The following is a 13,562-nucleotide window of genomic DNA, read 5'->3' as shown; positions in this document are numbered from 1 at the left end:
ATTATGTTCTGGATAACCGTTTTGACAGTCTTTTCTATGTGATTAAGTAATTATACTTAGTCATTGATAAAATCATCTACCGCGATCCACAGGATATATATATGATTACTGTTTACCATTCTAATCAATTGGAGATGCTTAAAATACTAGTTTGTCAGGAGATAAAAAAAAACCCCTGTGTCATCCGTTATCCCCTGAAGTTATGTTAGTCAACAGTCCTAATATGATTCAATGGTTAAAATTTTCTTTTTCTATAGAGTTTGGCATTGCTGCTAATATTAACTTTTTGTCATCTTCTGACTTTATCTGGGATTTTTTAACTTTAGGTCTCCAAGATTCTTTTAAAAAAAGAATATTTAGTAAATTAAGCATGTGCTGGAAACTTAGAGTTGTTCTTCCAGAGTTACTTCTAGATGATACTTTCAGTATGTTACGTTATTACTTACGTAATGATAGTAATAATCATAAGCTATTCCAATTAACAGAACATATTGCGCATATTTTTGAGCAGTATATTTTCCATTGTCCGCATTGGATTCATGCTTGGGAGGATGGTCGCGTAGTAGAAGAGTGTGGAGATTTTCAGTTATGGCAAGGGCCGCTATGGTTAGCATTAGTAGAATATACTAAATATTTAGGAGAACCAGTATGGAGTTTTTCTACTCTTTTTCAACGTTCTCTTTTGACTTTACAAAATATTGATAAAAATTTATCCACGCTCCCAGAGCGTGTATTTATTTTTGGTCTTTCAGCGCTGCCTAACTATTATATTCAGGCTTTAGAAAAGTACATGGATATACACATTTTTTTTACTAATCCATGTCGGTATTATTGGGGAGATATTCGGAGCGATTCCTTTTTGAAGAAATTATTAATTCGTCACGGTTATCACTATAAGGAAGGAAGCTTTCTTCCAAAATGCCATGATCCTGGAGCTTATTCTTCGTTACTTAATACGCCTTGTGAAGAACAACAGCTCACTAATCCACTCTTAGACTCGTGGGGGCGCTCGGAGAGAGAGAATCTATTTCTGTTAGCGCAGAGCGGATCAAGAGAAATATGTGCGTTTGTTGATATTACACCTATCAACCTTTTATGCACATTACAGAAAGATATATTAGAATTAGAAGATCACTCAGTAATAGGTATCAGTAAAAGTGGATGGAATAACAGTTTAGCAAAGCGAATTTTAGGAGTAAGCGATCGATCAGTAGAGATCCATTTATGCTGTAGTATACAGAGTGAAATTGAGATTTTGCAAGATCAGTTGCTTGAGATGATGATAGAAGATCCAGAGTTGTCTGCTCATGAGATTCTTGTGACAGCGGTAGATATTGATATTTACACACCATTTATTCAAGCTATTTTTAGTAATGCCTCATCTAATCGATATATACCGTTTTCTATTTCTAATAGTCGTATTTCTAAGAAAAATCTCTCTATTAAAACTTTTTCTGCATTATTAAATTTGCTGGATGGTCGATTTATCGCAGAAGAAGTCTGGTCTATTTTGGAAGTCCCCGTAGTTGCTAGTCGTTTTTCTATTAACCAGCAAGGGTTAATTATATTACGTCGTTGGATAGTAGAATCTGGCATAAGATGGGGTTTAGATGAGGATAATATACGAGACCTTGATTTTCCCATGACTAGTCAGAATACTTGGCATTTTGGTTTAAAACGTATGTTATTAGGTTATGCCATGAATAGCGAAGCAGGTGAGTGGAAAGGAGTTTTACCTTTTGATGAGTGTAATGGATTAATTGCAGAATTAACAGGGTATCTGTCTGAATTTATACTTACTCTTAATCGATGGAGAGAGTGCATAAAAAAGCCACATGACTTAAAAAGTTGGATGCCAATGTGTCGTTTGATGCTTGATGATTTTTTTATTCGAACTGCAGATAATGAAGAAGAGTTAGCGATAATTGAGGAGCGTTGGTGCAGTATATTGCATCATGGTATTCAAGTCTCTTATCATCAGACTATTCCATTATTCATTCTTAGAGAGAATTTATTATTGTATTTAGAAGAAACAGGTTTAAAAGATTACTACTTGCCCGGATCTATAAATTTTTGTACATTGATGCCAATGATATTCAGTCCAGTAAAAGTAGTGTGTTTATTAGGAATGAATGAAGGAATGTTTCCACGTGTTAAAATGCCGTTAAGTTTGAACTTAATTTATCAAAAAATTAAAAAGGATAATTACTATAATGATAGTTACCTTTTTTTAGAAGCTTTAAATGCAGCTCAAAAAAAATTTTATATTAGCTATATTGCCCAGTCAATTCAAGATAATACTATACGTTATCCTTCTACTTTAGTAAGTGAGTTAACACAATATATTAGCCAAAGTTTCTGCTTGGCTAAAGATAGAGATAAAGATGTGGATACTAGTTCTCAATCTATCTTACAACATCTTCAGCATGTGCATACCTGTACGTCCTCCTTTTTGCAGAAGTCTTTTATATCAAACACCAAGTCTATTAATGATGTAATAAAATGGTCGCCTTCTATTTATCATCAGGATTTTGTTTTGTCACCTGTTCCTCAAGAATTACCTAATGAAGATGAAAAAAATTGCACTTTATATCAATTTCTGCAATTTTGGCGACATCCAGCTCGCTATTTCTTAAAATATAAACTTGGCGTTGCTTTTCAGGAAGAGCAAGCACTATTATTTGATGCGGAACCATTTGTTTTAAATAATCTTACTCGCTATAAGCTTGATCAAGATTTATTGAAAGAGCTAATAAATAAGCGTGATACTAAACTACTTTATAAAAATTATAGATCCTCAGGGAAGCTAGCTGATGGAGTATGGGGAGAATTGTTTTGGCAGGAGAGAAAAACAGAACTACATAGCCTTGCTGAACAGATTTTACGATTTCATTCGTCTACAGAAAACAAAGAAATCCTATTAAATATTAAAGATATGACATTGAGTGGATTTCTTGATCAAGTTCAAACTAATGGATTGTTACGCTGGCGCGCTGGTGTTCTTAATATTCGAGATGGATTAATATTATGGTTAGAGCATTTGATATATTGTGCGATAGGTGGTCAAGATATTAGTCTTATGTTAGGACTCCAGGATAGTATTTGGCGTTTTTTACCAATCTCAGCAGAAAAAGCAAAGCAATATTTAGAGTACTACGTGAACGGGTATTGCTTAGGTATGTCTAATCCTTTACTATTAACATATTCTGGAGGCGCTTGGTTACAAGCATGTTTTGATAAAAAATTAGATGTAATCTGTTATGATGATCTAACGCAGAAAAAAGCATACAAAAAATTTTTAGAATGCTGGAATGGATCTGATTATATGTATGGGGAGAAGCATGATCATTTTTTGCAGCGATTATTACCTTATTTAGAGACTTCGGAGATGCAGGCTATGATGTTAGCAGCAGAGCATTGGTTTCTTCCAGCAATACGCTCTCATCAGGTAGGATAAGTAAGCGTACCTTATTCTATGATATGTGTTTAATTATTTTTAATGAGACTGTAAATAGTAATTAAATACCTAAAGTGGTCAGAATATAGCGCTTCCTGATAAGAATAAAAAATTTTTAGAAGTCTTTTAAAGACATTATAGTTTTTATGTACCTAATTATAGAAAAACTCAACTTCATTAGACTTAGAGGTGGAGCATATCTTTCAACACACTCCAGCCAACTCCAGCCAATATTATATTAATATTTTAATTAATAATAAAACAGAATAAAAGAATATTGAATATATAACACTAAACACTATAATAAAGTTCAAACTCAACAGGATGTGGAATTTGTCGAAGACGGTTTATCTCTTCTCTATGTAATGCAATATATGCGTCGAGGGCATGGTCAGTAAATACATTGCCTTGAGTTAAAAAATCACGGTCTTGATCTAGGGCAGATAAAGCTTCCTCTAAGGAGCTCGAAACTTTTGGTGTAGAGGTCTTTTCTAAATTGGATAACTTGTATAAGTTTTTATCTCTTGCTTCACCTGGGTTGATTTTATTAATAATTCCATCTAATCCAGCCATAAGCATTGCAGAAAAACATAGGTAAGGATTAGCCGACGGGTCAGGAAAGCGGATTTCAATGCGGCATTTTTTTGGATTTGAAACCATTGGAATTCTAATAGCAGCTGAACGGTTTCGAGAGGAGTAAGCAAGCATGACTGGTGCTTCATAACCTGGCACTAAGCGTTTATATGAGTTTGTAGTAGGATTCGTTAATGCATTAAGTGCTTTTGCATGCTGAATTATTCCTCCTATGTAAAACAACGCAAGTTCAGATAATCCACTGTATTGATTACCTGAAAACAAATTAGTATTCATCTTAGATAAGGATATATGGCAGTGCATACCGGATCCATTATCACCATAGATTGGCTTAGGCATAAAGGTAGCGGTTTTACCATAAGAATGAGCAACGTTATGCACTACATATTTATAAATCTGAATTTCATCAGCTTTTTTTATTATAGTATTACAGCGAGTAGCGATTTCATTTTGACCTGCAGTAGCGACCTCATGATGATGTGCTTCAATAGTGATACCCATCTTTTCCATCATCAAACACATTTTAGCTCGAATATCATGTGAAGAGTCAACCGGAGGTACTGGTAAGTATCCCCCTTTAAGTTTTGGTCGGTGACCTTTATTACCGCCTTGATATTCTTTACTAGAATTCCAATAAGCTTCAATATCATCAATAAAAACATGTGACCCGGAGGTGCTGTGTCCAAAACGAATATCATCAAAAATAAAGAATTCTGGTTCTGGTCCAAAAAATACATTATCTGCAATACCAGATTTATGTAAAAAATCTTCTGCTCGTTTCGCTATAGAGCGTGGATCAAGATCATATCCTATCATAGTATCTGGTTCTAAAACGTCACAGCGTAAAATAAGTGTTGTATCAACAAAGAAAGGGTCAAGGACAGCAGTAATAGTGTCGGGCATTAGAAGCATATCGGATTCATGGATGTCTTTCCAGCCATTAATGGAAGAGCCATCAAACATTTTACCTTCTTTTAAAAAATTGTGATTTACCTGGTGAGCAGGGATGCTCATATGTTGTTCTTTACCTTTAGTATCGGTAAAACGTAAATCAACAAATTTCACTTGATTATCATGAATCATTGACAGAACATATTCAGCTGACATATTTAACATCTCCTGGACGTAGTCATTACTATAGCATTGAAAATTGTGATTTCTGTTTTTTATGTGTTTGTAGTATTATAATGAGCGTTCAATAGGTACTTTTGTAATAAAAAGATCTATAAATATTTTTAATAATTGATTTTAATATTTTTTTGTTTGATGTTTAGTGCCCCTACTATTTTGATGCAAGTTTACAAGAGTAGATAGTAGCAAGTTGCCTTAGAGGATGTGTATAATTAAGCTTGATTAGTATATATTAAAGAGAAATTCATCATGAAGATTATCTTATGAGAATTCAATATAATATATATAGTATATATTATATATTATATAAGAATGCCTTATAGTTTGATTTTAAGTAAATATAGTTGCAATATAAGTACTAATAATGATTAATATATTGTTTTCTCTAATACCTATAGATTTATCTGCAATAAAGATTCTCTATATACTATATAATAGTAGTATGTACTAAAATTGTAAGATTTTTTATTTTGGAAACTATTTCTATTTTAATAGAGGAGAAATTGCAACATGTCTCTGTGTTTTTATATAGTGTAATTATAAAATATGTATGTATAAATCTATTTTTCGTCTATATCTTTATTAGTGAAGTATGCAATGTTATATCTTTAATCAGATATAGTATGACTAAAGCTCTTTAGATTATTAGCTTTTAGTAGTATTATTTTAATTTTTGGCAGCAGTATTTTTAATACTTCTGGGCTAATCTATCCTGAATGTCATCTTATTAGTACTTATGCCCGAGTAATACTTAATAGGTATTGTTGACGATTGATCAGTAGCGTTATGTGGTGCATGATAACTTGTTGATTTTACTCTAACTGACTTATTTATAAAACCTTAAAGAGCATTAAATAATAAAGAATATAACCTTATATCCTTTATTATTTAGATTATGGCATAATATAGTTTTGATTGCATGATTAAAAGTTATAATATTTTGATTTTAGAGCTATTCTTAAAAGAGTTATGACCGTGCCAGGAAATGATTGATATACTATTAAATTTATTAAATTTATTATATAATTAGATAATCCAGTAATTAATTATTACATTATTTGTTCTCTGATAAAAATCAGAAGTTACATTGCTGTTCATATATTTTTATAGAAGGTTAATATCTACTAAGCAGTAAAATTGAATAACTAATATTAAATGGTGTAATCCATTTTTACTACTGCACGAATCTAAGTATTATGATAGTGTTATACTTATGATACTTGAGGATAATTTGTGATCGAGAATTTGCGTAATATTGCCATTATTGCTCACGTTGACCATGGAAAAACTACTTTGGTTGACAAGTTGCTTCTACAGTCGGGTACTTTAGATACACGAATTGAGCTTTCTGAGCGCATTATGGATTCTAATTTTTTAGAAAAAGAACGTGGGATTACCATCCTTGCTAAAAATACTGCTATTCAATGGAATGGATATCGTATTAATATTGTTGACACTCCTGGGCATGCCGATTTCGGAGGTGAAGTCGAGCGTGTTATGTCAATGGTTGACTCGGTCCTTCTAGTGGTTGATGCAATAGATGGCCCGATGCCGCAAACGCGTTTTGTAACTAAAAAAGCTTTTGAAAATGGCCTCAAACCAATCGTAATAATTAATAAAATTGATCGTCCTGGTGCTCGCCCTGACTGGGTTGTTGATCAAGTATTTGATCTATTTGTTAACTTGAACGCACATGATGAGCAACTTGATTTTCCAGTTATTTATGCTTCTGCTTTAAATGGTACTGCAGCGTTAGATTATCAAAATATGGCAGATGATATGACTCCTTTGTATGAAGCAATTATTAAACATGTTCCTGCACCACAAGTTCAGGCAAATGAACCGTTTCAAATGCAAATTTCTCAATTGGATTACAATCATTATGTTGGTGTTATTGGTATTGGTCGTATTTCTCGTGGTGCAATTAAGCCCAATCAGAATATTTCTATTATTAATAGATATGGTAAAATACGTAATGGTAAAGTTAGTAAAGTATTAACTCATCTAGGTTTGGAGCGTATAGAAACTAGTAAATCTGAGGCAGGTGAGATTATCGCAGTTACTGGATTAGGTGAACTTAATATTTCCGATACTCTTTGTGATCCACAAAATATAGTGGCACTACCAGCGCTTAATGTTGATAAACCTACTGTAAGTATGTATTTTAACGTTAATACATCTCCTTTTTGCGGCAAAGAAGGTAAGTTTTTAACTTCACGTCAAATTTTAAATCGTTTGAATAAGGAGTTAGTACATAATGTTGCATTACAGGTTGAAGAAACTGAAGATGCTGATGCGTTTCGAGTATCAGGACGAGGCGAGTTACACTTATCCGTACTTATTGAAACCATGCGACGAGAAGGATTTGAGCTGTCAGTATCGCGCCCTAAAGTGATCTATCGAAAAATAAATGGGCATATTCAAGAACCTTTTGAGAGTGTGGTTGTAGATATTGAAGTACAGCATCAGGGTGGTGTAATGAAAGCTCTCGGTGAGCGTAAAGGGGATATAAAAGATATGGTTCCTGACGGTAATGGTCGTGTACGTCTTGATTATCTTCTTCCATCTCGTGGTTTAATTGGTTTCCGTACTGAGTTTATGACGTTAACTGCTGGAACAGGGTTATTATATGCAACTTTTAGTCACTATGATGAAATTCGCACAGGTACAATTGGACAGCGCCAAAATGGAGTTCTGATTTCTAATGGTCAAGGTAAAGCAGTTGCTTTTGCTCTTTTTTCTCTTCAAGAAAGGGGAAAATTATTTCTTGGACATGGTGCCGAAGTATATGAAGGGCAGATTATAGGTTTGCACTCACGAGTCAATGATTTAACAGTAAACTGTTTAACAGGAAAAAAACTAACTAATATGCGAGCTTCCGGTACTGACGAGGCACCTACGTTAGTGCCAGCTATAAAAATGTCTTTAGAGCAAGCCTTAGCATTTATTGATGACGATGAGTTAGTTGAAGTAACTCCTCAATCAGTTCGTATTCGTAAGCGTCACCTAAAAGAGAATGACCGAAAACAAGCGCACAGAAAACTCTTAAAATTTTAAAATTAGATAGCATAAACTCAGAAGAATTATCTAATTAACTGTTGCATATTGTCAGTATAGTGACAGTTAGTCCATTATTTAGTTTTATTATTACATAATCATAAAAGGTAATTTTTAGATATATAAGTATTATATTTTTTTAAAATTGAACTTTAAGCGTCATTGAATAAAGCTATCAATATTTTAAAGTTAGATCTTACGTGTTATGTATTTTTACTGTTATTTATATTATATTTCCGCTTTAATTAATATAATGTAGAAAATCTGTAATAAGATCTATATGTGAACAGACCTATTATAGAAAATATAATTTCTAGTCCATAAGTGTCTTAAATATATAGAATAAAAAATGAACGTTTTTATTTGTATGAGAAGATTAAATAAATTTTATAAAAAAAATAAGTATTTTATATATATCACGCATAATATAGCATAAATGTAAAAACCTTAAAGAGAGTTGTCCTGTTATTTTATTTACTAATTATTTTATTAGTACGTGTTTCTAAAAAATAATGCGTTTCAAATATATTTAGTCATTCTAATAATAGTTTAAAAACGGTACTTTTAGTATGTTGGTTTACAGTGATATAATAATAAATATTATAACTAAGTAAAAACTAAGTTAGCTAATCAATCATACAATTCATCATTATATTTAAGTGCCAAAGTAAAGAGCATATGACTTTTGTAGTTAGCTCGAATGAGTTACTTATAGAGCTAATTAGTGCTTTTATGTCGCAGATATTTAAAATATAAGCTCTAAGTATAGTACTTAGCGTGTTTTTACTGTGTATGATAATTAAATAATACATCTAGTAATTAGATGTGAACAGGAGATAAACTCATATATGTTTTATATTTAGTATGTATTTAAAATAAAACTCTTGTTTTATTTTATTAAAATACTATGAAAAATAGATAAAAAGATTTAGAGTTTATATGCAAAGTCCAGCTGAGTTATTAAAATTATTGTTTATTGGAGAGGGCGGTATGGCTAGCAGAGGTGTTAATAAAGTCATTTTAGTTGGAAATTTAGGGCGAGATCCGGAAATACGATATATACCTAATGGTAGTGCTGTTACTAATATAGCTATAGCTACTTCTGAAAGTTGGCGCGATAAACAGACTGGAGAAACAAAAGAAAAAACCGAATGGCATCGTGTAGTTCTTTTTGGAAAACTTGCTGAAGTAGCCTGTGAGTATCTGCGTAAAGGCTCCCAAATATATATTGAAGGATCCCTTCAGACGCGAAAATGGACTGATCAATCTGGCATTGAGAAATACACTACTGAAGTAGTAGTAAATGTAGGTGGAACTATGCAGATGCTTGGTGGGCGTATACAGGAAAATCATTCATTAAATAATGAAACTCAGCTCTCTCGTTCTTCGCAAAAGCCTGCCAAGCTAGATAATACCTTATCTCATGTTGAATCGATAGTTGATTTTGAAGATGATATTCCTTTTTAAGCAAACATGCTTTATTTATTGCATCTTAGATTTTGATTCTTAGGTAAAATTAGATATTCTTATTTATATAAAAACTTAGTATGCAAAACTTACATGTAGATTTAAATGTTTTATGTATCAGAAATTGATAGTTATCAATAGAATGCTAGAGAAAAAGAATGCTAGAGAAAAAATTAATAAGGTTAAGATCATAGAAATTATTTGTATATAGTGTCTAATATGTAGTCTAGAATTAGATGGTTTTTAATAAGTTATGATCTAATAGGTATGTATTTTATTGAGTATTTATTTAGATGTATTATTCAATTATTATATATAATAAAGAATACACTCATCACTTGTAATATACAAATATTATATATTTAATAATCTATGCAATATTAATGATAATAATTTTAAATTATACAATTTAGTAGGTAACATCATGTGTATTAAAATTTAAGAATCTATATAAAATTATCTTAGATTTTATTTTGTAATAGAATTATGTGATATACAGTTAATTTTTATTAAGTTGATAAATTGCAACAATAAATTTGTGACAATGTCACTTGGTGGTTTATTAAGCATTGATACTATTTTAATTAATGGTTTGAATATAGTAGATATATGATAATTAAGACTTTATTCAAAATTCAGTTAATCGTATCTTTGATATTTAATTTTTCTAAAATTGTATAATATATTATGAATATAATATTATTTTTAGGTTTTTATTAGTTCATTTAAGCTCTTTAGTAAAATTTTCTTAATTGGAAAAGTAAAATATTTTATTGCCCGATATTAGTGATAATATTTTTAAAATTTTAGCAAAAAAGTGCGTATAAATTTATCGTAAGTAGTAGCTTATTGAGCATATACTGCTTTCTTTTAGTATTAGTGATGTTATTTGGAAATTGTTTTAATCTTTGATAATTATACAATTTTGTACCATTAAAATTATTTATTTATAGTAGTGGACTAAAGAAGTAGAATAACCTTTCTAAAATACGCTTCCAATAAGAACGCTGAACCCAGCAGTTTATATCTATTAAGCGAGATTGAGAGATATAATTTTCTTGGACACGCGCTAGATCTTTCCCAAATTGATGATTATCAATGACCAAGGTGATCTCAAAGTTCAGCCATAAACTTCGCATATCAAGATTTACTGTACCAATCAGACTAAGTTGCTCGTCAACGAGAATACTTTTGCTATGCAAAAGTCCGCCTTCGAATTGATAGATTTTTACTCCAGACTCAAGTAATTCACTAAAAAATGCTCTACTAGCCCAACGTACTAGTAACGAGTCATTATGAAGAGGAATAATAATACTGACATCAACACCACGGTATGAAGCGATACAGATAGCATGTAATAGATCATCACTTGGAATTAGATAAGGGGTGGTAATTATTAATTTTCTACGTGCTGAAAAAACCGCGGTTAATATCGCTTGATGAATCATATTCTCTGGAAAACCTGGACCTGATGCAATCACTAAAATAGTGTGATCATTTTTTTTCTCAAAAAACATAACATTATTATCTGGTTTGAGTGGTAAAATTCGCTTTCCAGTTTCAATTTCCCAATCACCAGAATAAATAATTCCCATAGTAGTGGCGATTGGACCTTCCATACGCGCCATTAAATCTATCCACTGACCAACGTTTATATGTTTTTTAAAAAATAGCGGATCTACTAAATTCATACTACCAGTATAAGCAATATAATTATCAATTAGAACCATTTTACGGTGTTGCCGTAAATCCATACGTCTAAAAAAAATTCGGAGCAGGCTTACTGGCAATGCCTCCACTACATCTATTCCGGCATTGCGCATTCGATTTGGCCAAACCGTTCGAAAAAATTCTACACTACCAGCAGAATCAAGTAAAAGACGGCAGTATACACCACGTCGCGCAGAGGAGATGAGTGCTTCTGCAACTTCATCAGCCTGTCCGCCCGGTTGCCAGATATAAAATACCATTTCAATATTATGAGATGCCTTGCGTACATCGTGAATTAATGCGCGTAATGTATCATCACTACTAGTTATAAGCTGAAGTTGGTTACCTTTGACTCCTGCAATGCCCTGTCGATTCTCACACAGTTGAAATAGTGGTTGAGCGATATCACTATTCTTTGTGGGATAAAGGTTTGGGGGAGACTGTAAGGTCTTAAACCAGACAGCCATGAAAGGCCACATTCTACGCGCTCGTTGAGCCCGGCATTGACCTAAATATAACTCTCCTAGAGAAAGGTAGGCAATAATTCCGAGAAGAGGTAAAATATAAATAATTAGTAACCAAGTTATCGCAGAGGGTACTGATCGGCGTTTAATTAAAATGCGACAAGTGATGACGGCTATTACAAACCAGTAGCCAAATATTAGTAACCAGCTTATTGTAGTAAAAAAAGTTTCAATCACATTAATCATCCTATTTGCAGATGCATATTTAATTTTGTTATAGAGATCTAGACCCGATAAGAAAGGATGTTCTTATCATGGGATAATTATAGCGTCTGATAAATACTGGTTAAAGTTTCTTAAAATTATGTCATGCAAATAGTTTATGTGTATTAAAGAATTATTTACTGTAATTTTTTGATTTATTAAATTTTTATGTGCATGATAATATAGATTATAAGAACTCTGTTAGAGTCACTACACAAATAGTTATATACCTTACGACGAGGTATAAAAAGTGGTAATAGTTGTATATTTGTGAATATGTACTGTTCTAATAGTTTTTATTATGATTGATGATTGTATTGTAATATCTTGACTCGATAGTGGTAGTCATAGGTATTGATATACCGTTAAAAAAGCTGTTCTAGAAAAAATATTGCTTTATGCTTTTTATTGTAGGCATTAGAATAATGACTATAGAAGTTAGAAGGATATCTCTTAAATAGAGATAAACTCATATATAAAATATCTATATATTCAGATAGCAAAATATCTAGCAGTTCTATATTAGAAGGATTTTTTTGGTTTAAACAGCACTAGGCGTATACTTGTATGTATAATATGTCTATTAGACAGAATTTAGTTAGTTTTGTAGAATTAAAATTTTGTATATCAGAGAGTCTGTATTTTACACTCTAACAGAGGATTTTCATTTATTATTAGGGTCCAGTAATTTCTATAGATTGTAATTCCATATAAGTATTGCGTGCATTGAACTATATGCAAAAAAATATTAATGGTAGTATTAATTTTATGTATTTAATTACTCTGATATGTTGTATATAAAATAATGATGATTAATAATTTTATAAAATAACGTAATATAATTTAACCTTAACCCTAACCTTAATCTTGCCCTTAACTTTAACCTTAAGATTAAGCTTGAGGTTATAAAAGCATGTATAATAGTGCTAAAATATTATTCACTTGTTCTTTAAGTATTAGAATATTAACTGTTGATTTTAGATAAAAGATCATTAGATGTAAGTATTTGTTAATTTTTTTAAAATTTATCTGATTATTTTTAAATAACAGAATGGTTTTTTAGAATATTATTTTTCTTAGAGTTATTTTATGATCTTTGGTTGTATTTATGATTAGCGGATTTCATACCGATACAGTAAGAATTTTAATTACTTCATAAAGTATGGTGTTTTTATATATTGACACTTTAATCAGTCTTAGTATTTCTTGTGAAAGTTTTTAGTTAGTTGGATTATTTTGGAGCATATTAATTGCATATTTATGTTTTTTAGATGAAACTTGATAGAATATAAAATTCTTACAGGATTTATTACTGAAAAAATTACAATAGAATCAGTTTACAAAATATTATATAAAACTCATGAGTAATATTAGAGCTTCTATCTAATGATTATTCATTACTCTTATGTCTGCTTTAA

The 13,562-nt window shown here is 31.3% G+C and carries 5 protein-coding genes; 3 read left to right on the top strand and 2 right to left on the bottom strand.

From position 1 onward, the window contains the following. The first annotated feature begins 202 nt into the window (after positions 1 to 202). A complete protein-coding gene (gene recC / locus ERCISPPS3390_RS02270) occupies positions 203 to 3,457 on the top strand; it encodes an exodeoxyribonuclease V subunit gamma (protein WP_231517346.1) in 3,255 nt (1,084 codons plus the stop codon). A 291-nt stretch (positions 3,458 to 3,748) separates the two neighbouring features. Here the strand turns inward: recC and glnA are convergent, their stop codons facing one another. Further along, on the bottom strand, positions 3,749 to 5,158 hold the full coding sequence (gene glnA / locus ERCISPPS3390_RS02265) for a glutamate--ammonia ligase (protein ID WP_197095213.1): 1,410 nt from the start codon (positions 5,156 to 5,158) through the stop codon (positions 3,749 to 3,751). Positions 5,159 to 6,415: 1,257 nt separating this feature from the next. Between glnA and typA the strand changes: the two genes are divergently transcribed. Together typA and ERCISPPS3390_RS02255 are read left to right on the top strand one after the other, a co-directional pair. Then, positions 6,416 to 8,239 carry a translational GTPase TypA gene (typA, locus tag ERCISPPS3390_RS02260; RefSeq protein WP_197095212.1) on the top strand — a complete coding sequence of 608 codons (1,824 nt, stop codon included), beginning with the start codon at positions 6,416 to 6,418 and terminating at the stop codon, positions 8,237 to 8,239. 990 nt (positions 8,240 to 9,229) lie between these two features. Then, complete coding sequence (locus ERCISPPS3390_RS02255) at positions 9,230 to 9,706, top strand: single-stranded DNA-binding protein (protein WP_197095405.1); 477 nt, start codon at positions 9,230 to 9,232, stop codon at positions 9,704 to 9,706. A 947-nt stretch (positions 9,707 to 10,653) separates the two neighbouring features. Here ERCISPPS3390_RS02255 and cls read toward each other — a convergent pair. Next, positions 10,654 to 12,114, bottom strand: a complete 1,461-nt coding sequence (gene cls, locus ERCISPPS3390_RS02250; RefSeq protein WP_197095404.1) for a cardiolipin synthase — start codon at positions 12,112 to 12,114, stop codon at positions 10,654 to 10,656. Positions 12,115 to 13,562 lie beyond the last annotated feature (1,448 nt).

The sequence above is a fragment of the Candidatus Erwinia haradaeae genome (assembly GCF_900698885.1).
Taxonomy (GTDB): Bacteria; Pseudomonadota; Gammaproteobacteria; order Enterobacterales; family Enterobacteriaceae; genus Erwinia_E; species Erwinia_E haradaeae_H.
This window is presented reverse-complemented; position numbering and strand designations above follow the sequence as displayed.

Coding starts and splice junctions, on each gene's coding strand:
- recC (WP_231517346.1), top strand. CDS start 203: ATGTTAGTCAACAGTCCTAATATGATTCAATGGTTAAAATTTTCTTTT.
- ERCISPPS3390_RS02255 (WP_197095405.1), top strand. CDS start 9,230: ATGGCTAGCAGAGGTGTTAATAAAGTCATTTTAGTTGGAAATTTAGGG.
- glnA (WP_197095213.1), bottom strand. CDS start 5,158: ATGTCAGCTGAATATGTTCTGTCAATGATTCATGATAATCAAGTGAAA.